The sequence below is a fragment of the Burkholderia sp. Bmkn7 genome, from assembly GCF_041103175.1.
In the GTDB taxonomy this organism is placed as follows: Bacteria; Pseudomonadota; Gammaproteobacteria; order Burkholderiales; family Burkholderiaceae; genus Burkholderia; species Burkholderia cepacia.
Genome location: NZ_JBGCUH010000002.1, coordinates 2,658,965 through 2,678,645, shown reverse-complemented (window position 1 = coordinate 2,678,645; position 19,681 = coordinate 2,658,965). Strand labels below are relative to the sequence as shown.

General features: G+C 65.9%; 23 protein-coding genes. 13 read left to right on the top strand and 10 right to left on the bottom strand.

What is annotated here, in order from left to right:
• The first annotated feature begins 17 nt into the window (after positions 1 to 17).
• From AB3K92_RS17825 to AB3K92_RS17815, 3 genes are read left to right on the top strand one after another with little or no spacing between them, the layout of a single operon-like run.
• Positions 18 to 230, top strand: coding sequence for an HP1 family phage holin (locus AB3K92_RS17825; protein ID WP_124919334.1), 213 nt, complete (start codon positions 18 to 20; stop codon positions 228 to 230).
• Positions 223 to 720, top strand: a complete 498-nt coding sequence (locus AB3K92_RS17820) for a lysozyme (protein ID WP_369465535.1) — start codon at positions 223 to 225, stop codon at positions 718 to 720. The genes AB3K92_RS17825 and AB3K92_RS17820 overlap by 8 nt, the downstream gene beginning before the upstream one ends.
• Entirely contained in the window at positions 720 to 1,196 is a 477-nt protein-coding gene (locus AB3K92_RS17815; protein WP_369465534.1) for a DUF2514 family protein, read from the top strand. Before AB3K92_RS17820 ends, AB3K92_RS17815 begins: the two co-directional genes overlap by 1 nt.
• A gap of 43 nt (positions 1,197 to 1,239) precedes the next feature.
• On the opposite strand, the gene AB3K92_RS17810 is transcribed toward AB3K92_RS17815, so the two are convergent.
• Entirely contained in the window at positions 1,240 to 1,704 is a 465-nt protein-coding gene (locus AB3K92_RS17810; RefSeq protein ID WP_369465799.1) for a hypothetical protein, read from the bottom strand.
• An 81-nt stretch (positions 1,705 to 1,785) separates the two neighbouring features.
• On the opposite strand from AB3K92_RS17810, the gene AB3K92_RS17805 reads away from it, so the two are divergent.
• The 4 genes from AB3K92_RS17805 to AB3K92_RS17790 all read left to right on the top strand — a co-directional run bounded on the left by AB3K92_RS17805 (position 1,786) and on the right by AB3K92_RS17790 (position 5,653).
• Positions 1,786 to 2,457, top strand: coding sequence for an SOS response-associated peptidase family protein (locus AB3K92_RS17805; protein WP_369465533.1), 672 nt, complete (start codon positions 1,786 to 1,788; stop codon positions 2,455 to 2,457).
• 315 nt (positions 2,458 to 2,772) lie between these two features.
• Positions 2,773 to 3,153, top strand: a complete 381-nt coding sequence (locus AB3K92_RS17800) for a HEPN domain-containing protein (protein WP_369465532.1) — start codon at positions 2,773 to 2,775, stop codon at positions 3,151 to 3,153.
• Positions 3,143 to 4,798 carry an ATP-binding protein gene (locus tag AB3K92_RS17795; RefSeq protein WP_369465531.1) on the top strand — a complete coding sequence of 552 codons (1,656 nt, stop codon included), beginning with the start codon at positions 3,143 to 3,145 and terminating at the stop codon, positions 4,796 to 4,798. Before AB3K92_RS17800 ends, AB3K92_RS17795 begins: the two co-directional genes overlap by 11 nt.
• Positions 4,799 to 5,086: 288 nt before the next feature.
• Positions 5,087 to 5,653 (top strand): GNAT family N-acetyltransferase, encoded by a 567-nt coding sequence (locus AB3K92_RS17790; RefSeq protein WP_369465530.1) that lies wholly within the window; start codon positions 5,087 to 5,089, stop codon positions 5,651 to 5,653.
• A 21-nt stretch (positions 5,654 to 5,674) separates the two neighbouring features.
• Here the strand turns inward: AB3K92_RS17790 and AB3K92_RS17785 are convergent, their stop codons facing one another.
• The 4 genes from AB3K92_RS17785 to AB3K92_RS17770 all read right to left on the bottom strand — a co-directional run bounded on the left by AB3K92_RS17785 (position 5,675) and on the right by AB3K92_RS17770 (position 8,396).
• Complete coding sequence (locus tag AB3K92_RS17785) at positions 5,675 to 6,061, bottom strand: VOC family protein (RefSeq protein WP_021162343.1); 387 nt, start codon at positions 6,059 to 6,061, stop codon at positions 5,675 to 5,677.
• Between the two features lie 257 nt (positions 6,062 to 6,318).
• Positions 6,319 to 7,083 (bottom strand): hypothetical protein, encoded by a 765-nt coding sequence (locus AB3K92_RS17780; protein ID WP_063778376.1) that lies wholly within the window; start codon positions 7,081 to 7,083, stop codon positions 6,319 to 6,321.
• A gap of 50 nt (positions 7,084 to 7,133) precedes the next feature.
• Positions 7,134 to 7,742: an acyl-homoserine-lactone synthase gene (locus AB3K92_RS17775; RefSeq protein ID WP_042976961.1), complete on the bottom strand. Its 609-nt coding sequence runs from the start codon at positions 7,740 to 7,742 to the stop codon at positions 7,134 to 7,136.
• Positions 7,743 to 7,952: 210 nt separating this feature from the next.
• On the bottom strand, positions 7,953 to 8,396 hold the full coding sequence (locus AB3K92_RS17770; RefSeq protein ID WP_042976964.1) for a DUF4902 domain-containing protein: 444 nt from the start codon (positions 8,394 to 8,396) through the stop codon (positions 7,953 to 7,955).
• Positions 8,397 to 8,469: 73 nt separating this feature from the next.
• On the opposite strand from AB3K92_RS17770, the gene AB3K92_RS17765 reads away from it, so the two are divergent.
• On the top strand, positions 8,470 to 9,189 hold the full coding sequence (locus tag AB3K92_RS17765; RefSeq protein WP_021162347.1) for an autoinducer binding domain-containing protein: 720 nt from the start codon (positions 8,470 to 8,472) through the stop codon (positions 9,187 to 9,189).
• A 50-nt stretch (positions 9,190 to 9,239) separates the two neighbouring features.
• On the opposite strand, the gene AB3K92_RS17760 is transcribed toward AB3K92_RS17765, so the two are convergent.
• The 5 genes from AB3K92_RS17760 to AB3K92_RS17740 all read right to left on the bottom strand — a co-directional run bounded on the left by AB3K92_RS17760 (position 9,240) and on the right by AB3K92_RS17740 (position 15,164).
• Positions 9,240 to 9,947, bottom strand: coding sequence for an MgtC/SapB family protein (locus AB3K92_RS17760; RefSeq protein WP_021162348.1), 708 nt, complete (start codon positions 9,945 to 9,947; stop codon positions 9,240 to 9,242).
• Between the two features lie 305 nt (positions 9,948 to 10,252).
• Complete coding sequence (locus tag AB3K92_RS17755; RefSeq protein WP_059813697.1) at positions 10,253 to 11,797, bottom strand: TolC family protein; 1,545 nt, start codon at positions 11,795 to 11,797, stop codon at positions 10,253 to 10,255.
• Positions 11,784 to 13,844 carry an FUSC family protein gene (locus tag AB3K92_RS17750; RefSeq protein ID WP_369465529.1) on the bottom strand — a complete coding sequence of 687 codons (2,061 nt, stop codon included), beginning with the start codon at positions 13,842 to 13,844 and terminating at the stop codon, positions 11,784 to 11,786. Before AB3K92_RS17750 ends, AB3K92_RS17755 begins: the two co-directional genes overlap by 14 nt.
• The gene (gene mdtN / locus AB3K92_RS17745) at positions 13,825 to 14,874 is read right to left on the bottom strand and encodes a multidrug transporter subunit MdtN (protein ID WP_021161910.1); all 1,050 of its coding nucleotides are present in this window, start codon (positions 14,872 to 14,874) and stop codon (positions 13,825 to 13,827) included. The genes AB3K92_RS17750 and mdtN overlap by 20 nt, the downstream gene beginning before the upstream one ends.
• Positions 14,871 to 15,164: a hypothetical protein gene (locus AB3K92_RS17740; protein WP_059553667.1), complete on the bottom strand. Its 294-nt coding sequence runs from the start codon at positions 15,162 to 15,164 to the stop codon at positions 14,871 to 14,873. The genes mdtN and AB3K92_RS17740 overlap by 4 nt, the downstream gene beginning before the upstream one ends.
• 577 nt (positions 15,165 to 15,741) lie before the next feature.
• Here AB3K92_RS17740 and AB3K92_RS17735 point away from each other — a divergent pair.
• From AB3K92_RS17735 to AB3K92_RS17715, 5 genes are all read left to right on the top strand, one after another.
• Entirely contained in the window at positions 15,742 to 16,890 is a 1,149-nt protein-coding gene (locus AB3K92_RS17735; protein ID WP_059484779.1) for a metallophosphoesterase, read from the top strand.
• 165 nt (positions 16,891 to 17,055) lie between these two features.
• A complete protein-coding gene (locus AB3K92_RS17730) occupies positions 17,056 to 17,661 on the top strand; it encodes an alpha-ketoglutarate-dependent dioxygenase AlkB (RefSeq protein WP_369465528.1) in 606 nt (201 codons plus the stop codon).
• Positions 17,662 to 18,001: 340 nt separating this feature from the next.
• Positions 18,002 to 18,208 (top strand): hypothetical protein, encoded by a 207-nt coding sequence (locus AB3K92_RS17725; RefSeq protein ID WP_021161906.1) that lies wholly within the window; start codon positions 18,002 to 18,004, stop codon positions 18,206 to 18,208.
• Positions 18,209 to 18,536: 328 nt separating this feature from the next.
• A complete protein-coding gene (gene gspI / locus AB3K92_RS17720) occupies positions 18,537 to 18,968 on the top strand; it encodes a type II secretion system minor pseudopilin GspI (RefSeq protein WP_042976664.1) in 432 nt (143 codons plus the stop codon).
• Positions 18,952 to 19,614, top strand: a complete 663-nt coding sequence (locus AB3K92_RS17715) for a type II secretion system protein J (protein WP_369465527.1) — start codon at positions 18,952 to 18,954, stop codon at positions 19,612 to 19,614. The genes gspI and AB3K92_RS17715 overlap by 17 nt, the downstream gene beginning before the upstream one ends.
• Positions 19,615 to 19,681 lie beyond the last annotated feature (67 nt).

Below are 19,681 nucleotides of genomic sequence, written 5' to 3'. Positions count from 1 at the left end.
TTCGTTATGGGGAATAGATGCGAGCGAGTCCAACAGAGGTGGCGAGCTACGTGGGGAGCGTTACAGCTGTGGCGTCATCGCTGACGCTGACTGATATTGGGGTGATCGTCGGTATTTTGACGGCGTTCGCAACGTTCGGACTCAATTTCTTTTTTATGTGGCGGAAAGATCGCCGGGAACAGCGCGAGTCGGAGATGCGCATCATGGAGATGGAGAGGCACGATGGCTGATTTGCCGAAGAAGACGCTTGTAGGTGTTGTGGGGGCTGCTGCGGCAGCCCTTCTTTTTTCCGCGGTGCCGAAGTTTGAGGGCGAGGTGTTGGTCGCTGCGCCGGACCCGATCGGGATCATTACCGGATGCTTCGGCGATACGAAGGGCGTGAAGCTTGGCCAGCGCTTCACGCACGACGAATGCATCGCTCGGCTTGAGCAGCGTCTTATCGAGCATGCGGAGCCGACGCTGAAATGCACGCCCGGTCTGAAAGGGCATCCGTATCAGCTCGCAGCGGGCGTGAGCTTTGCCTATAACGTCGGGGCAGGCGCCTACTGCCGCAGCATGACGGCAAAGCGGTTCAACGCGGGAGACTGGAAGGGGGCATGCCGCGCGATGAATGAGTCGGACGGTGGCAAGCCGCAGTGGGTGTATGGCGGTGGCCGCGTGCTGTCGGGGCTGGTGAAACGGCGCGCGTTTGAGCGCTCGTTATGCGAACGGGGGCTGTGATGGTGAAAGCCTTATTGCCGTATCTGCTGACTTTTCTGGCGGGCTTCTCGGCCGGCGCCTATGTTGTTCACGCGACCAGTTCTCGCGAGATCGCGGGCATGCGCGCCGATGCCGCTAAGGATCGAGCGATGGCCGTCGAGGCTGCCCGCAATGAGGAACAACGCCGCACTGCGGCGCAATCGGAGATCGCAAAAGATGCGAACAAACAAAGAACGGATGCGCTTGCGGATGCTTTTGCCGCTCGTGCTGCCGCTGGCAGCTTGCAGCAGCGCGTCGATCAGCTCGTCGCAGCCGCCCGCCATTCCGCCGCTGCCACCGGAAGCCCGGCAGCCGGCGACGCCCTCGATCTGCTTGCCGACGTGCTCAGCCGCGCTGACCAGCGCGCGGGCGACCTGGCAGAGTACGCTGACCGCGCCCGCATCGCCGGCCAGCAGTGCGAGCGCGACTACGACGCCTTGACGGCTGCCGCGCGCTGAAACCTTCCACATTTGACGAGCTCGCAGCCATGGCTGCCGCACGTCACATCATCCCAGCGCGCCCCTTTTCCTTCCTGAGAAGGTGGCGCAGCTCCTGAAATTTTCCATTCCCACCGCCGAGCTCTCCGCGATCCGCGACGTTCTTGTCGACGTAATCGAACCACTCCTGAATCCTGTCCAGCGATTTTCGAAGAGCAAGAATCTCGAGGATCAGCCAGCGCACCTTCAGATCCGTGTACTCGCGCCATAGGGCTCGCAGCTCGGCATCGGACGGGGCATCAAATTCCGGCATCTTAGGCTTCAACTTGAAGCGTGGATCCGTGAGCGGCACGCGGTTGCGATCAATTCGGGTGGCTTCGACCGGCGTGCACGAGCTCAGGAACGTCGACCTCTCGTCCTGATCAATCCACAGTTCAAATTCCTGCTTCGTGAGCTCGACAGGCGTCCTTCGGCGCGTCTTGTCGCCTTGGAACCCGTACTCCCAGATGTAAGCCCACTCCGGCTTGATCACGCCATCACCACTGTATAAAAACACAGTATATTTCGCGATAACCTATCCTAGTCAAGGCCGGAAAAATGGGGGCGGGCGATGTGTACAAACTACCGAGCGCCACACGAGGACTACGAGATCCGCGAACTTCGGATCGAGCCGTTCAGCGACCTGTACCGCGACTTCCCGTGGAAGCCGGAGATCTACCAGGACTACCTCGCGCCGATCGTCGCGAATGTCGACGGAAAGCTCAGACCATTGGCGGCCGGCTTCGGCTTCTGGCCGCGAGCGCTGCAGAAGGCCAACATCGAAAAGGCGAAGGAGCAGGGCCGGAAACCGCCGATCATGCGCAGCACCATGAACGTGCGCGACGACAACCTCGGGAAGTCGCCGTTGTACGGGCCGGCCTGGCGAGCCGGGCGCCGTTGCTTGATCCCGGCCGACTGGATCTACGAGCCGTGCTACGAGACGGGGAAGAACGTGTGGCACCGGATTGGGTTGACCGATTGGCGAACGATGTGCGTCGCTGGCATCTGGCGGACGCTGACGAGCCCGGACGGGGCTGAGCATCACACGATGTCGATGATCACGGTGAACGGTGAGGGGCACCCGATTTTTTCTCGGATGCACAAGCCGGATGACGAAAAGCGCGCGGTCGTGATCCTGCGGCCCGACGACTGGGAGGAATGGCTGACGACGTCGAACGTCGAGGCGGCGCGCGCGATGCTGCAGCGCTATCCGGCCGACGACATGGTTGCAGAGCCCAAGTAATTTTGAACTTCGGGGAGTTTTACGCGTTCGGAGTGGTGCGGCGGCAGGGGCGCCATGCACGGAACAGCAACCTTGTATGAGATGATATGTGTCACCGTGATCGATCCGCCTGCCAGTTCGCAAGTGGTCGCTACTGTTCGATCAAGTTTGTGATAGTGAAGAGCTATGCCAAGAATTACAGACAGCGAACTCTTGCTTATTTCCAAAGCAAAGATAGAGAAGCTAAAAAACTTCGCAGACGGGGTATCCCTTGCTCTCCGAGCCCGATCCTCGATTGATCGCCTCCGCGCGCGCGTAGCCAAAGACCGATTGACGTTGGCAAAGTCGAAATTGCGAGATGCGGGGCAGGCGGCGGCTTGCACTCCGCCGCTCTGGCGGACGGGAGTAAGTCGAGCCTACTACTCCATGTATCACGCGGCTCGCGCCTCAACTTACTTGTCCTACGGGGGCGACGACCATGAGGAACACTCAGCGCTTCCTGGCAAATTGCCGACTGATTTTCCCGACTACGAACAATGGCGCAACAAACTGAAAATGGCGCGCCTGGAGCGAAATCGGGCGGACTACGATCCCTACCCTGTTAATGAGGCAGAGTTTGAAGAGATTTGTCTGTCGCTCATTCAGGATGCAAAGGATTTTATGCGAATCTCTCAGAAATATATTAATCGGAAGATAAGGGATCAAAATGGTTCTTGAATCAGATCTCAAAGGAATCATAGATGCGGCGATGCGAAAAGCCGGAGTCATTCCGTTTTCAATTCAAATTCGAACATTTCCAGGCGAAATAATTGCCATTGTGGAAGTGGAGCACAACTATCAACGGGCTATTGAGGTTGCGCAGGAGCTGGATTCGCAGATCGAAAATGGCTTTGTTACGGTCCGCCAGGTAAAAAGCGGAGGTAGCAAGAAAGACTACAAAGCCGTCACGGGCGTGCATGATCCGCGAGTTGGCGACCTACTTAGCTTGTTGAGTACCCGCTCTAGAACGTCGGAGAGCCAGCCAAGCCTCCGATATATTCAAGACGTTGAAGAGCGCCTGAGCGTCGCGATTACACCGCGGCACCACCTCATATTCGGTCGCCGCGGCGTGGGTAAGACTTCGATGCTGCTGGAGGCGCGACGGATTTTAGAGAATGAAGGTGCCTATGTTCTCTGGGTAAATGTACAGTCATTGCGCAGCCTCGGTGTAGGGCATGCGTTCTTAACGGTCGCCTTGAAACTATGTGACCTACTCTTAACTTCGCAGGAGGCGATTCGCTCGTCCCAGACGGGACTAGATGCATTGCGCGCACTGAGAGCGAATATTGAGCAGCGCTTTGTTGCCAACGGATCGTCATTGCAAGACGTTGCAATATTAGTGCCTCTGCTTCAGCAAGAGTGCTCACGATTTACACTACAAGCCCAACGGACGATCTATTTGTTCGTGGACGACATTCACTACCTCCCGAGCGCGGAGGTTCCATATTTTCTGGACCTTCTTCATGGTGTCACCCGAGACAATCTCGTCTGGCTGAAGATTGCTGGAATCCAACATCAAACGCGCTGGTTCATTCCGGTGCCTCCGATCGGATTGCAGACGGGGCATGATGCTGCAATCATCAATCTCGACGTTACCCTCGAGCATCCAGAGCGCGCGAAGCAATTCTTGGAGAGCGTGCTGCGCGGGTACATTGAAGAATGTAATGCATCGCCGCTCAGCAACGTTCTCAGTACAGCCGCCTTAGACCGGCTGGTCCTCGCGTCCGGAGGGGTGCCGCGCGACTTCTTAACGCTCTGTGCGGCTTCGATTCAAACCGCACGTCAGAGGCCGAACGCCAAGACAGTTGGGGTACAGGACGTCAACAATGCTGCTGGCATTGCTGGGCAAACGAAACTTCAAGAGCTCGAGGACGATGCAGCCGCTACGTCGGGCCGTTCCGGAGAGTTGGTCGCGTCGCTCAACATAGTCCGAGAATTCTTGCTGACGACTGAGCAAATCACATTCTTCCGAGTAGATTTCCGGGACAAAGAATTGCGTTCCGTGGAGTATCGCGCTCTTCAAGCACTTGCTGACCTCCGTATGCTGCACCTGATCAATCCCAGCCTTTCGGATCAACATCACGCAGGTCAACGGGCAGAGGTGTACCTCCTTGATCTGAGTCAATACTCCGGATCTCGATTAAAACAGGGCATCCATGTGCTCGATTTCGAGCGCGGCCATATGGTTCTCAAGCGAACGCGCAGTTCTGAGCCTGCGCGAGTGGGCGATACCGTACTGAAGTTGGTGTCTCTACTCAGGCGTGCGCCGACGTTCGAGCTAACCAAGCTCAATAACGATGTTGTCTTATCTCCCGAGGCTTGACGGCCCAGTTCCAGATCCCTAGGCTCTTAATGAGCTATAACGCCTCTCGCTTGGAGAAGTCGGCGTAAGATTTGGCGTAGCTTTTTTGATTTCGGCAGATACGGCAGGACATAATACTACTTCGAAGAAAACGAGTAATCCCCGCGGGCGCTGCCGGCGCCCGTTTCTCGTCATCAGTTCCCGTGATCGTCGCCGGCGGACGCGACGATCGCGATTCCCCCTTCGTCCGCCTTGCCTTCGGGTCGGTGACGACCCTCCTGTCACGCCGCCTGAACGATCCTGTTCCCCATGTCCACATCGTCGAAAATCGAAACCGCGCGTCTGACGCTGCGTCGCTGGCAGCCGGTGGATGCGGGCGCGCTGTCGGCGCTGCATGCGGATCCGGACGTGACCGCGTGGCTCGCGCGCGGCCCGATGTCCGTTGACGAGGCGAGCGACGTCATCGCGCGCTTCGACGCGCATTTCGATGCGTACGGTTTCGGCCCATGGGCGGTCGAGCGCCGGGCCGACGGGATGTTGATCGGGGTGTGCGGCCTGTCGCACGAGGTGCGCGCAACGCACCCGATGGCGCCGTGTGTCGAGATCATGTGGCGGCAGGCTCGCCACGCATGGGGGCATGGCTACGTCGCCGAAGCGGCTGCTGCCGCGTTGGCCGACGGGTTCGAGCGGATCGGGCTCGGCGAGATTCTCGCGTGGACCGCCGACACCAATCTACGATCGCAGCACGTGATGCAGCGGCTCGGCATGCAGCGTCAGCCCGCGCGCGATTTCGACCATCCCGCGTTGCCGGAAGGGCACGCGCTGCGTCGGCACGTCGTGTATGCCGCGCGCGCCGCCGGCCTGGCCGGTGCATAACGACTCACGCGGATTCGCCCGTCAACGCCACGTACCGTTCTGCAGCACGATCCGGTAGCCGTCGGCATCCTCGAAGGTCTGGCCGGATATTTCCCAGTACGGGTTGAACGACGTCACGGGCATGAAGCCGTGCGCCGTGGCGCGTGCGCAGGCGGCTTCCCATTCTGGCCGATCGGGCAGGTAGAACACGATCAGGTCTTCCGGCGTTGGCGACGGCGCGATCGGATGGTCGGGGCAGTGCGTGAATTCGAAGTGATAGTCGAGGCCGTCGCGTCCGAGCATCACGCCGGAAAAGCCGTCGTGATCCTCAAAGCGTGCGAGAACAGACAGGTCGAGAGCGTCGCGATACATGCGCTCGGTTCGGGCGAGGTTGCTGACCGGGCGGGCAATGCGCAGATGGGCGTGCAAGATGGCCTCGGGGGAGCGTGGCAGACCCGCCGATGATAATCGATCCGGTTCGTGGCGCGCCGGAATGCCCAGGCAGGCAATCGATGAAGGAGGGCGGTGGTATGGCCCCGCAATTCGAGCAGGCAAGAAAAAGCCCGCTACATTGAGCGGGCTGAATCCATGTTTGGAGACATGGAGGAGACAGACGTGAATTTAAGGGAAAACCCGAGTCATGGCAAGCCCTAGTTGTATCGATACAACTTTCTGTTGCGCCGCGTTCACATACCGCCGGCCCGCGCGTGCGCCGCAAACGCGCTGAATCGCTCCTGCGCGACCGGCAACGCGAACTTGTCGCGCATCTCCGTCTCGATCCATGCACAGGCCTCGCGTGCGCAGTCGGTCAGCGCGTGGCGTGTCGCATGCCCGTCGATGTCGTAGAGGAAGCGCACGCCGACCTCGTCGTCGGCGACTTGTCGCTCGAGCTGGTTGAGCTGCAGTTGCGGCCCGTGCTGTTGCGACAGCGCGCGCAATTCGTCGAAGTGATATTCGAGCCAGTCGGCAAAGAACAGCGCGTCGCTGTGGCACGGCAGCCGGAAGGCCGCGCTGCGCGACGGACGCGGCCCGGCTTCACCGGCCGGTGCGTGCGGTTCGCCGTCGGTGGCGATGGACGTGTCGACAGGGGCGAGCGGGTGCTGAAGCCGGCGGTAGGGCTCGCGATCGCGCAGCGCATGCCACAGCAATTCGTCACCGGCGGCGCCGGACGGCTGCATCGTCAGGTCATGCCGGCCTTCGCCGGCCGGGGCGATGTCGCGGATCACGAGGCGCAGCGAGCAGAGCGGCTCGTCCGCGACCAGCAACGTCGCCGCACGCGGCAGCCCGCAGACCAGCGGCGCCGCGCCGGCGGCACGGAACACGAGGCCGCGACGGTCGAGCCGAACGAGCGGCAGCGGCCGTGGAAACGACGGGTAGGCGACCGTAATGCGGGCGCCGCCGGCGCTCGTCAACCCGGGCATCATCGCGCGAAAGACCTGAGACTGGTCCACGTTGATTCTCCTTCGTTACGATGCCGCCCGGCAGGAACGCGCGTTCCGGGTCAGGCGGCGATGGCTTGCCGGGCGGCCTGCCCCGGCTCGATTCCTAGTGCGGCAAACGTTTGCGGATCGATGTCGATCCAGCACGCGACCACCAGACGCCCATCCACCTGCTTCGGCGGGCCTGCGCGGTGCGCGTGTATGCCGATCCGGCGGAACAGCCGCTCCATGCTCGCGAACGTCACGCCGATCAGCTGCCGCGCGCCGAGCTGCGCCGCGCACTCGACGACGGCCGCGAGCATCGGGCGCACGGCCCATTCGGCATTGCCCGGCCCGCCTTCGTCGTCGGTCGCCGCGAACCGGGACAGCTCCCAGACAGCGGCCGATTGCGGCAGCGGCATGTCTTCGGCGATCAGGTCGGCGAACAGCGACTTCAGCAGATACGGGCGCGTCGTCGGCAGCAGGCGCGCACATCCGCACATGTCGCCGCTCGCGTTTCGCGCAAACACGTAGACGGTATCGTCGCGATCGAACTGGTCGCGCTCGAAGCTTTCGTTCGCCGACGGGAGCGCCCAACCGAGCTGTTCGACGAACACACGGCGCCGATAGCGCCCTAGATCCGCTGCAAGTTCGTGTGGCAACCGCCCTTCCTCGTGAACGAAGGTCCGCATGGTGTCCTCGGATCTGTGCTTTTGTATGTGCGCATTACATCGCGCCGCACGAGGGGGCTGTAACTGGTAACTCTTACAGGGTGACGGTGGAATGATGCCGATCAGGACGTGGTAACGGTTTCTTGATCAACGGGATTGAAAACCGTGCCGCTTTTGCTTATAAAGAGCGCCAGCACTGCGTAAATTGTCAGAGGAATGCGGGGCCAGTTGTCACTGGAGCGTCGGACCGGCATGATAGGCGTCGTTGTGCCCGAGCAGGGCTGACGCGACCGCTGCGGGCCAGTCGATGCGCGCGAGCCGTGCGGCAAGCGCGGCGGCCGTGCGGAGCATGCCGATGTCGGCACCCGTGGCGTCGACGGCCATCACGTTGCTGCGGACGTCGCCGCCCGCGATCACGAACGTGCCCGTCGCGCGTTCGAGGTACCAGTCCCAGCCGACCGTCACGTAAGCGACGCCGGCGCTGGCCGGGCGATGCCATTCGGTATAACCGGCGAGGCGTGCGTCGATTGCGCTGTCGCGCAGTTCCGCACGCAGCGACGCGTCGAGGCCGCTTGCGACATGGTCGAGCGCAAGCACGGCCAGTGCGCTTTCTGACAGGCGTACGTAGCCGTCCGGGGACGGGCCGGGGACCGGGTGCAGCAAAGGTGAAGTCATGCGCGGAATGTATCAGCGTCCAACGGGTGCTGGAACCTGACAAGTATGACAGCGTGACGTTGTCGGAGAATGAATGGAACTGCGCTGGCAGGATGCCTATCAACAATTCAGTGCCGCGGAAGACGAGCAGCAGCTCTTCCAGCGGATCGCCGCCTATTCCAAACGGCTGGGATTCGAATACTGCTGTTATGGCATTCGCGTGCCGCTGCCGGTATCGAAGCCGTCGGTAGCCATCTTCGATACCTATCCCGACGGCTGGATGGCGCACTATCAGGCGCACAACTACATCGAGATCGATTCGACGGTTCGCGACGGCGCGCTCAGCACCAACATGATCGTCTGGCCGGACGTCGACCAGATCGCACCGTGCCCGCTGTGGCAGGACGCGCGTGATTTCGGGCTGTCGGTGGGCGTCGCGCAATCGAGCTGGGCAGCCCGCGGCGCGTTCGGCCTGCTGAGCATCGCACGCCATGCGGACCGCCTGACGCCGGCCGAAATCAACATGCTGACGCTCCAGACGAACTGGCTCGCGAACCTGTCGCATTCGCTGATGAGTCGCTTCATGGTGCCGAAGCTGTCGCCGGCGGCGGGCGTCACGCTGACCGCGCGCGAGCGCGAGGTGCTGTGCTGGACGGCCGAGGGCAAGACCGCGTGCGAAATCGGCCAGATCCTCAGCATCTCGGAGCGAACGGTCAACTTCCATGTCAACAACATCCTCGAGAAGCTGGGTGCGACGAACAAGGTCCAGGCGGTCGTCAAGGCAATCTCGGCCGGGCTGATCGAGGCGCCCTGACCTCGAACGAGGGCGGGCGGCAGCGCGAAATGCCATTGCCGCCAGGCCGCTCACTCCATCATCGGCTCCGCTTCCTTCGCGGTCCAGCTCACGCTGGAAATGCTTTTCTCCATGCTCATCCGGCTCGCGATCTGCTCGAGCTTCTGCTGATCCTTCGGATGCAGCTTCAGTGTCGCGGTCACCTTCAGCCGGTCCGGCTGGTCGGGCACGTCCTCGCTCGTGAGGCTCTGGAACGACAGCGGCTTCGCGTACATCGAGTTCGACAGCAGCGTGCGGATGTGCACTTCGTCGGCGGTCAGGCAGATCACGGTGATCTGGTATTCGCGCACGAGATCGGCGTTCGACACCGGGGTTGCGTTGATCGCCTGGCTGACGCCGCGCAGCACCGTGTTGGTGAGGAGTACGACGCCCGTGCCGGCAAGCGCGGGCACGTAATGACCGGAGCCGGCCAGTACGCCGACGGCGGCCGAGCACCACAGGGTCGCGGCCGTGTTGATGCCCTGGATCGAGCCCTTGTCGCGCATGATCACGCCGCCGCCGAGAAAGCCGACGCCCGACACGACGTATGCGGCGATCTGCGTGACGCCCGCGACGCCGTTGCCGGTCAGCACGCCGAGCGTGACGAACAGGCACGCGCCGCTCGCGACGAGCGTGATCGTGCGCAGGCCGGCCGTGCGCTGGCGCATCTGGCGCTCGAGGCCGATGGCGACGCCGCAGGCGAACGCGGTGAAAAGGCGGAGTGCGAAATCGAAAGTCATGGTTGTCCTGCCGTGCAAGGAGCGCGTGCCGTCCCGTGCCGCTGCGGCGCAAGGCCGAAGGCGACACGACGATAGCCGTCATCGCGCGGTACTGTACCGCGCGAATGCGTCATTCAGTGTGAAACGGTAGGCGTGCGGCTCGCGGAACGCGAGCCGGGCAGGAGAACTGCGTCGGACAGGCGTTCAGGCGGCAAGCGGCGCACGCAACGGAGTGCTGCAACTGTCCACGATGGTTCCTGAAGGAAGAATGGCCGGCATTCTAGTGGGCGGCGCGCGCGTGCGTCAACCGCCTCGCGGCGGTCGTGCTACTGCGCCGAGCCGATCGTCCCCGTTGCGAGCGCGAGCGCGGCGGCAGCGGACAGCGCACCGGCATAGCTGTCGACCTCCGCGTTGCGCGCGGCGAGCAACTGGCTTTGCGCGATCGTCGCATCGGTGACCGAACCGACGCCGTTCCGGTACGCGGTCAGCGCCGCGTCGTAGCTCGTCTGCGCGGCATCGACGAGCGCCTTCGCGGCGTCGTGCGACGCAAGGCTCGTCTGCACCGCGTTCTGCGCGGCGACGACCTGGCGGACGGCTTCCTCCTTGGTCCGCGTGAGTCGGGCGGACGCGCTTTCCGCGTCGTTGCGCGCCTGCATCAGCACGGCCGAGCGCATGCCGCCGTCGTACAGCGGGATCGTCACGCCGAGGAACACGCCGCCGCCGTAGCGGCTGCCGTTCAGGTTGACGGTCGGTGACTGGTCGCCGATCGCGGGCAGCGCGGAGATGGACGTGCCGCCGCTCGCATACGACGTCGACGCGGACAGGAAGATCTTCGGCATGAACGCGGCTTCCGCGGCCTTGATCTTCGCGCGATTGGCTTTTTCAAGCGCGAACGCGCCCTGCAGGTCGGGGCGGCGCGCAATTGCGTCCGACACGATCGCGTCGACCGACGAGCCGAGTGCGGGCGGCAGCGGCCGCTTCGGCAGCGCGGCGATGGTCGGCTTCGACAGCGGCGAGATGCCGAGCGCGGAGACGAGGGCGAGATAGCTGTCGCTCTCCGCGCCGTTCGCCTGCACGAGCGCGAGGTTGGCCTGCGCGCGGTTCTGCGTCGCCTGCGCGAGCTCGACGACCGTGCCGACGCCGTGCTTGAGCCGCGCGCGGGAGGCCGCGAGGATCGCGTCCGCGTTCGCGAGGCCCTGTTGCGCGCTGAGGGCGCGCGAGCGCGCGGCTTCGTAGCGGTAGTACGCGACGGTCACGTCGTGGATCACCTGCTGGTGCACGGCCGTGAATGCGACGTTCGACGCGATCGACGCCTGCTCGGCCGCCTCGACGCGCGCCGCGCGGCCGCCGAAATCGAACAGCAGCCATTGCAGCGACAGCGCCGAGATCGTGCCGTGAACGGTGGTGTCGCTCGACGAGTCGCCGAGGATCGTCGACGTCGAGCCGTGGTTTGCCTGGTATGCGCCCATGGCCGTCGCCGACAACCTCGGCAGGTAGGCGGCCTTGGCCAGGCCGACCGCGAGCGCCGCGTTGCGCGCGTCGTTCCACGCGATGCGGGTCAGCGGGTTCGCCGATTCGGCGAGATCGATCAGTTCGGGCAGCGTGTACGCGTGCGCGGCATCGAGCGCAGCCGGCGGCGAGACGGACGCGAGCGCGGGCGACGCGGGCAGCGTGTAGTCGTGCGAACCTTGCGCGGACGCGCGCGGCGGGCCCGGCACGATATCGCCGGCAGCCGACGTTTGCGGCTGCCATGGGCGGTCGGACGCCTCCGGCGCCAGATCGATCGACGACGTCGCGCAGCCGGCCAGCGCGACGGCGGTCGCGAGGGCGGCGGCGGCGATCGAGGCGGCCGGCGGTTCAGGTAGGCGCATGGGGGGCAGGCTCCTTCGGTGTGGCTTGACGGGCGGCGTCGGCGATGTGCGCGAGCCGCGTGTCGATCAGGTTCAGCAGCGCGTCGCGCGCAGGGTCGGCAGGGGCGAGGCCCGGCGCGGTGGCCGGCGGCGCGGGCGAATCCGCATGACGCGCGGCTTCGTCGTCGCGCGGGTCGGTCACGCGCGCGAGCTGCGCGGCGATCGCCGCGTCGCCGGGCTTGCGTTCGGCGAGCAGGAACAGCGGGCCTTCGAGCGCGCCGAGTTCCGCGAGCGCGCGCCGCCGCGTGGCGAGCCACGTGGCGGCCGGACGCACCCACGACGGTTCGTAGTGAACCAGCCCGAGCGCCTGCGCGATCGCGCCGTGGCGGGCGAACGCGTCGGCCGCGAGCGCGCGCCGCTCGGCCGGCTGCGCGACCTGTGCGACGCGCCGCCACTGGTCCGTCAGCGCGGCGAGCCCGGCGTCGATCTGCTTGCCGATGCTGACGGGCCAGATGCGCGTGAACACGAGATACACGACGACGTTGCCGAGCAGGATGCCGATCGTGCGGTCGCGCGCGATCGTCAGGTCGAAACCGGGGCCGGCGCCCTGGATCACGCACAGGAAAAACGCGAACGCGATCTGGAAGCCCGCGTATGCGATGCGCGGCGAGCCGAATGCGACCCACGCGGCGAGCCAGCCGCCGGCGAACACCAGCGCCATCAGATGGCCGACCGACGACAGCGACGGCACGACGAACACGAGCGCGGCGGTGCCGAGCAGCGCGCCGACGATGCAGCCGAGAATCCGCAGCGTGAGCTTCTCGACCGTCTCGGCCGTCGAGCCGAGCGAAACGATGTAGCAGGTGACGACGCACGTATGGATGCCTGACCAGTCGAGCTGTGAATACAGCAGGTAGCAGAAGATCGCCGCGGCGGTCGTCTTCAGTGCGTAGCGGATGTGGTCGGGATTGGTGCGCGCGTCGGGCAGGAAGAAGCCGCTGCGCGGTGCGGGCGGCGCGGCGGCAGGCGTTCCGGGCGCGGCCGCCGGCGCGTTGGCCGCGGCGGCCGGCGCATCCGTCGCCGCTTCGGCCGCTGCGACCGGTTCCGCGAAGCGCGTGATGGCCGCATGGATATCCGTGACGGCGACGCGCGCGAGCGGCGGCAATGTGTCGGCCGGCGGCAGCGTGAGCGTCACGTCGACGGGGTAGCCGCCCAGGTCGAGGATGTCGGCCATCTCGTCGAGCGTCGCGGCGATCGGGGTGGCGTATGAGTCGGGCAGGCGCGCGCCCGGTTCGCGATCGGCCAGCGCGACGCCGACGAGCAGCGCGGTGCTCGATGCCACGGCCTGGCGCAACGCCGCGAAGTCGGCGGCGGACGACGAACCTTCGAGCGTCGACAGCTTGAGCCATGTGAGCAGCTGCTTGTCGCCTTCATGAAGGCTGGCATCGAATGCGTCGCGTGCCGCATCGTCGCCGCGCAGCCGTTGCGCGGCGAGCCGCAGGCGCTTCGCGAGCTGCGCGTGCGCGAGCTTGCGCGGCGACGGCGCGATCAGCAGGTTGACGACGATCGCGACACCGGCCGGGATCGCGATCGTCAACCAGATGTACAGCAGCGCGCGCGTCGCGGCTTCGCCGAACGGCGCGAGGCCGAGCTGGTCGAGCCCGAAGCCGACGATCATCGCGAGGATCGCGCCCACCGGGCGCAGCTTGCTGGCGGAAGTCAGGTACAGGAGGGCGACCGACAGCACGGCCATGCACGCGACCCGCAGGATCGAATAGTCGATGCTGAAGATCGCGATGCCGAGCACGAGCCCGATCACGATCGTGACGATCAGCAGCAGCGCGGCCGCGAGCACGACGCTCGTCACGCGGTCGGCACGGATCATGAAGAACACGACGTACGCGGACAGCGCGGCTTCGGGCGTCCCGTATGCGGCCGTCACGAACGCGGTCAGCGCGCAGATCAGTGCGACCCGCGCGGCAATCGACGCGCGCCCCGGAAACGGTGCGAGCAGCCGCAGGACTTCGCGCGGGCCCGGCGAGCGAACCTCAGCGGCAGGCAGTGCCATGCCGGACCTCGACGATCGCGCTGGCGCCGACGCGCACGAGCGTGCCGTCGGGTTCGTCGAGCTTCACGCGCACCGGGAAGCGCTGCGCGACGTGCACCCAGTTCACCGAGTTCTGCACGATCGGCAGCGAGCGCGGCAGGTTGATGCGCGCGCTGTCGGCGATGCCCGCGCCGATGCCGACGACCTTGCCCGTCAGCGGGCGGCTGCGGTCGATCATCGAATAGACGGTCGCGCAGTCGCCGACCGCGATGCGGCTCAGCGCCGTCTCGCGGAAATTGCCGACCGCGAACCATTCGCGCGCGTCGATCAGCGTGAAGATCGACTGGTTCGGCGCGAGCGTTTCGCCGGCGAGAACGGTCAGGCCCGTCACGAGCCCGTCGTGCGGCGCGCGCACGACGGTGTCTTCGAGCGCATGCTGCGCGCGCGCCAGCGCGGCCTCGCGCGCATGCAGCGTCGCGATCGCGTCGGCTTCGTCGCCGATCGTCTGCGCGGACGCGCGCTGCTGTTCCTGTGCCTGCGTGAGCGACACGGCCGCGTCGCGCTGGCGAACCTTCGCCTGGTCGAACTGCTGCGCGCTGACGTAGCCCTGCGCGGCGAGCGGCGCGAGCCGGTTCACGTCGCGCGTCGCGAGATCGTGGTTCTGCGTCGCGCGCTTGACCTGCTCGGCGGCCACGGCCGCGTTCGAGCGCTCGCCGATCAGTGAACGGCGGCGCGTGTCGAGCGACGCGCGCGCGAGCTCGAGGTCGGCCTGCGCCTGTGCAACCGTCAGCCGGTACGGCACGGGATCGATCACGTACAGCAGGTCGCCCTTCGCGACGCGCTGGTTTTCATGCACCGCGAGCTGCACGATGCGGCCGCCGACCGGCGACGCGACGTGCACGACGTCCGCGTCGATCGACGCGTCGTCGGTGGACGGGTAGGCCGTCGTGCGGAGGTACGCGTAAGCGAGTGCGGCGATGCCGAGCGCGACGATCGCGAGGGCGATCACGCGGCCTTTGACGGAGGGGCGGGCGGTGCCGGCGGCCTTCATGCGAACGGCCCCGTGCCGGTGAGCCACACGATCACGGCGACCACGAGCCCGATCGCGGTGCAGACGGCAAGCTGGTAGGGCACCGTGGCGGCCCAGCCGGTCGCGACGAATACGCGGTGCGCGACGATCGCACCGATCACGCCGACGATCGCGCTGACGAGCCAAAGCGGGAAATATGCGCCGAACAGGACGTACGACGGTGCACCGCGCGATGCGCAGCCCGCGAGCGGCAGGGCTGGCGCAAGGATGGCGGCGACGCGCAAGGGCGCGCGCGGCGTTGTTTTTCTCATGATGTGACGAGCTCGACGGTGGGGGTGGATGCCGGGCGCGGCGCAATGCGGATCGTCGCCGCGACGACGGTTCCGGGATACGGAGCCGATAATAAATCAGCGCGGTGCGGATCGCCAGCCATCCGTCCCGCGCAACATGGCGGCGCGTTGGCGGTTCAGGGAGGCCGGTCCGCACGGCCGGCATCGCGTTTTCGCAACCGGGGGCAGCGCAGACCGGGCCGTCGCGATTCTGCCAGTGCCGGTACGCGTAGGGTTGCTAACGAACTGTAAAGGATCGTCAGACGAACGGAGCGGGCTGAATTTGCGATGTCGGGAGAGCGGAATCGGTGCGCAATCAGCGCGGAAGCGGTCGATTGTCGTTTGAACGCATGGTAATCGGGCGGCCCGGCGGGCCGATGAGGGCGCGGTCGCGCGCCGTGCCGGACGGCATCGACGCCAAACCCGGCGACCGGTCGTCGCTGCCGCGATCTGTGTACCATCGTACGCATGGCGCGGCGCGCGGAACGAAGCCTCACGGCCTCGTGCAACGCACGTCGCGGAAGCGTCAAGGCCGTATCGCAACGAAGGTGAACGTTCCATGCGAAGTTTTTTTGTCCGGTTCATTGCAATCGGCGTGTTGTTCCATCTGTACGTCGGGATGCGGATCATTCCCGATGCGTTCGCGTCGCCGGTCGTGCGCACGATCGCGGCGCTCGTGCTGGCGAGCTTCGTCGTGCTGATCCCGGTCGGCATGTTCTCGCGCCGCTTCGACGAAGGCTGGGCCGCGACACTGGCCGGCTGGGCCGGCTCGGTCGTGATGGGCTTCTTCTCGTCGCTGCTCCTGCTGACGTTACTCCGCGAATTCGTGCTGCTCGGCGTGTTTGCATGGCGGCATCTCGGGCACGAAGGCGCGTGGCCAGACGCGGCGACCGGCACGGCGCTCGGCGTGCTGGCCGGTGCGGTGTTCGTTACCGTGGTCGGGTTCGTCGGCGCGCGCCGCACGGCGGCAGTCAAGCGCGTGTCGATCCCGGTCGAGGGGCTGCCGGCGGGGCTCGACGGGCTGACGATCGTGCAACTGTCCGACATCCATGTCGGGCCGACGATCAAGCGGCCCTATGTCGAACGGATCGTGCGCGCGGTCAATGCGCTCGATGCCGACCTCGTCGTCGTGACGGGCGACGTGGTCGACGGCTCGGTCAAGCGCCTGCGCGAGCACACGGCGCCGCTCGGCCGCATGCAGTCGCGGCACGGCAGCTTCCTGGTGACGGGCAACCACGAGTATTACGCGGGCGCGCACGCGTGGATCGACGAATTCCGGCGCATCGGGCTGACGGTGCTGCTCAACGAGCACGTGCTGATCGACCACGACGGCGCGCACGCGGTGCTCGCGGGCGTCACCGACTTCACGGCGGGCGGCTTCGATCCCGCCCATCGCAGCGATCCCGAGCAGGCGCTGGCGGGTGCGCCGCGCGAGGTGGCCACGAAGATCCTGCTCGCGCACCAGCCGCGCAGCGCGGAAGCGGCGAACCGCGCGGGGTTTACCGTGCAGTTGTCGGGGCACACGCACGGCGGCCAGTTCCTGCCGTGGCCGCCGTTCGTGAGGCTGCAGCAGCCGGTGATCGGCGGGCTGAGCCGCTTCGGCGATCTGTGGCTGTATACGAGCCGCGGCACCGGATACTGGGGGCCGCCGAACCGCTTCGGCGTGCCGTCCGAGATCACGCTGATCCGGCTGACGCGCGGCGGGTAGCGCACGGTTACCATCCGCGGGGCTGCCGCCCGCCCGTCGTCAGCGGGAGCCGGGCGGGCGGCAGCCTGCCTCGTCTGCGAATGACAGCGCATGGCGGCGTGCGATGCCGTTGGCTAGTATGCAGGCATGCACCGTTCGCTCCGCTCATCGCCCGTTCCTCCCGACATGTCGACGCCCGATCTTTTTGCCGACACGCCCGCTCCCGACGTGGACTGGTACCCGGACTGGCTGGCGCCGCCCGATGCCGATCGCGCGCTGGCCGCGCTGATCGACGAGGTCGCGTGGCGTCAGGACACGATCCGCACGCCGCGCGGACGCATTCCGTTGCCGCGGCTCACCGCGTGGCAGGGCGAGCCGGATGCCGTCTACGTGTATTCGGGGATCCGCAACGTGCCGGAGCCGTGGACGCCGGCCGTGCTCGACCTGAAGCGCGCGGTCGAGGCGGCGTGCGGCGCGCGTTTCAACAGCGTGCTGCTCAATCGCTACCGCAACGGGCTCGACAGCCTCGGCTGGCACGCGGACAACGAGCCCGAGCTTGGCGATGCGCCGGTGATCGCGTCGGTGAGCCTCGGTGCGATGCGCGTGTTCGACCTGCGCCATCGCGCGACCGGTGTCACGCATGCGTATCGCCTCGTGCACGGCAGCCTGCTCGTGATGCGCGGACGCACGCGGGCCGAATGGCAGCATCGCGTGCCGAAGGCGCCGGGCGTGCAGGGCGAACGCGTGAACCTCACGTTCCGGCGCGTGATGCCGGCGGGTACGGGCCGGTAACGATCCTCGTCGCCGAGGTGCCCGGATCGCCGGGCGATTCGCGCCCCGATTTTGCGAGCCACGGGCGACCGATGCAGGCAAGCGGTCGAGCATGCGGCACGTTGCCGCATGAGTACCGAACCGTGTGCGATCGATCGGCGCTGAGACCCGTCCCATATGGATTTCAGGCAAATTCGATCGACCGCCCGGTACCGATAGATGAGTGAAACCTCTGATGGTGCGTCGCAACAATCCTTGACTAGACTGTCGAATGGCAGAAGCGCGTCGTATCCCGGCGCGACCCTTTCGACATGCCCCGAGCGTCGCCGATGCGGCGCGCAAGGGGGCAGGAGTAAAACGCGTGACCGTAATCGACCCTTCCTTCGAACCCTCGCTGCACGTCTTTGAACAAGACGGCGGATGGCAATGGGCGCTGACGGTGAAGCGGGCGACCGGCGTTGGCGTGAAAGTCGTTGCGTTCAGCCGGGAAGGCTTTCGCGGCGAGGCCGAGGCTTATGCCGCCGGCCAGCTTGCCCGCGCCGCGTATGACGCCGCCGTGACCGCCTGACGCCGTCGCGTCGATCCCGCCCGAGGATCGCCTTCACCGCTCACCACCCGCTGCCGGGTGTTTCTTTCGATCGCTTCCCGTTTTCCATCCGTTTGCCCGCCCGCCGGGCCGCGTTGTGCCGTGCCCGTCGCGCGATAGCGGAGGCGGCGCGCCCGGGTGCCTGTCCGTCCGGGCCGCCCGCGCCAAATGGTCCGTACCATTCGACACGCGTGTGCCATACGCGGCGCTTAACGTCCGTGCACGGCGTCCGTCGCGCCGGCGATGCGGCTGCGTGCCGCGATCGGCACGCCGGACGCCGGACGACGACCCATCGACAAGAATGCAGGTCATGTGCGACGACAGAACCGACTACAACCGCCATGCGCGCGGCGGATCGCGCACGGCGCGGGCGCCGCAACGGGGATTCACGCTGATCGAGGTGCTGATCGCGCTGGCGATCGTCGCGGTGGCGCTGGGTGCCGTGATGCGCGCGATCGGCGCGCTCGCGTCGGATACCGACATGGCGCGCATGCGCCTGCTCGCGTTATGGAGCGCCGACAACGCGCTCGGCGAGATCCGCATCGCCTCGACCTGGCCGTCCGTCGGCACGAACACGTTTGCATGCCCGCAGGGCCGCTACCGGTTCGTGTGCCGCCAGTCGGTGGCCGCGATGCCGAGCCCGCTCGTGCGGCGCGTGACCGTGAGCGTGTATCCGTCCGCGTCGAGCCGCAACGTGCTCGCCGAGGTCGTCACGGTGATCCAGAATGAAGCGCGCCGCTAACCCGCGCGCGACGGCGCGTGCCCGAGGCTTCACGCTGATCGAGATGCTGGTCGCGATCACGCTGCTCGCCGTGATCGCGCTGCTGTCGTGGCGCGGCCTCGATGCGACGATCCGCGGCCGCGACGATATCGCGTCGAATCTGGCGCAAACGCGTCTGCTCGGCCGCTACTTCTCTCAACTGCAGTTCGACCTGACGAACCTCGTCACGCCCGACGAAGTGTTCGGGCCGCCGCTGCGCATTCGTCCGGGCGAACTCGTGATGGTGCGTCATCTCGGCGTCGGCGGCGGACCGACGCAGATGCAGGTCGTGCGCTACCAGCTCAACGGGCGCGAACTCGTGCGCAGCGCGTCGCAGCCGCTTGCGTCGCTTGCCGAAGTCGACGACGCGCTGCATCACATGGATGCGCTCGTGCGCGTCGTGGTCAGCAACGATGCGCGCTCGATGCAGGTGTCCGTATGGATCCCGCCCGGCGGCTGGACGACGAGCCAGGCTGACATCGAACAGTCCTATGCGCAGTTTCTCGCGCAGCACGGCATCAGCAACTCGACGTCGATCGGCGTGCCGGTGCCGCGCGGGGTGCGCTTCTCGGTCACGATGGGCGCGCCGACGGTCGAATACGTGCGGACGATCCCGATCGGACAGTAAGCGCGATGCCGTCCGGCGTACGCGGCGAGGCCCCGAAAGCCGTTCCGTCCCCCGGACAAAATGGTCC

Excerpts from the sequence above, each read along its gene's own strand:
- AB3K92_RS17825 (WP_124919334.1), top strand. The coding sequence starts at position 18 with ATGCGAGCGAGTCCAACAGAGGTGGCGAGCTACGTGGGGAGCGTTACA.
- AB3K92_RS17820 (WP_369465535.1), top strand. The coding sequence starts at position 223 with ATGGCTGATTTGCCGAAGAAGACGCTTGTAGGTGTTGTGGGGGCTGCT.
- AB3K92_RS17815 (WP_369465534.1), top strand. The coding sequence starts at position 720 with ATGGTGAAAGCCTTATTGCCGTATCTGCTGACTTTTCTGGCGGGCTTC.
- AB3K92_RS17805 (WP_369465533.1), top strand. The coding sequence starts at position 1,786 with ATGTGTACAAACTACCGAGCGCCACACGAGGACTACGAGATCCGCGAA.
- AB3K92_RS17795 (WP_369465531.1), top strand. The coding sequence starts at position 3,143 with ATGGTTCTTGAATCAGATCTCAAAGGAATCATAGATGCGGCGATGCGA.
- AB3K92_RS17790 (WP_369465530.1), top strand. The coding sequence starts at position 5,087 with ATGTCCACATCGTCGAAAATCGAAACCGCGCGTCTGACGCTGCGTCGC.
- AB3K92_RS17775 (WP_042976961.1), bottom strand. The coding sequence starts at position 7,742 with ATGCGGACCTTCGTTCACGAGGAAGGGCGGTTGCCACACGAACTTGCA.
- AB3K92_RS17770 (WP_042976964.1), bottom strand. The coding sequence starts at position 8,396 with ATGACTTCACCTTTGCTGCACCCGGTCCCCGGCCCGTCCCCGGACGGC.
- AB3K92_RS17765 (WP_021162347.1), top strand. The coding sequence starts at position 8,470 with ATGGAACTGCGCTGGCAGGATGCCTATCAACAATTCAGTGCCGCGGAA.
- AB3K92_RS17760 (WP_021162348.1), bottom strand. The coding sequence starts at position 9,947 with ATGACTTTCGATTTCGCACTCCGCCTTTTCACCGCGTTCGCCTGCGGC.
- AB3K92_RS17755 (WP_059813697.1), bottom strand. The coding sequence starts at position 11,797 with ATGCGCCTACCTGAACCGCCGGCCGCCTCGATCGCCGCCGCCGCCCTC.
- AB3K92_RS17750 (WP_369465529.1), bottom strand. The coding sequence starts at position 13,844 with ATGGCACTGCCTGCCGCTGAGGTTCGCTCGCCGGGCCCGCGCGAAGTC.
- mdtN (WP_021161910.1), bottom strand. The coding sequence starts at position 14,874 with ATGAAGGCCGCCGGCACCGCCCGCCCCTCCGTCAAAGGCCGCGTGATC.
- AB3K92_RS17740 (WP_059553667.1), bottom strand. The coding sequence starts at position 15,164 with ATGAGAAAAACAACGCCGCGCGCGCCCTTGCGCGTCGCCGCCATCCTT.
- AB3K92_RS17735 (WP_059484779.1), top strand. The coding sequence starts at position 15,742 with ATGCGAAGTTTTTTTGTCCGGTTCATTGCAATCGGCGTGTTGTTCCAT.
- AB3K92_RS17730 (WP_369465528.1), top strand. The coding sequence starts at position 17,056 with ATGTCGACGCCCGATCTTTTTGCCGACACGCCCGCTCCCGACGTGGAC.
- gspI (WP_042976664.1), top strand. The coding sequence starts at position 18,537 with ATGTGCGACGACAGAACCGACTACAACCGCCATGCGCGCGGCGGATCG.
- AB3K92_RS17715 (WP_369465527.1), top strand. The coding sequence starts at position 18,952 with ATGAAGCGCGCCGCTAACCCGCGCGCGACGGCGCGTGCCCGAGGCTTC.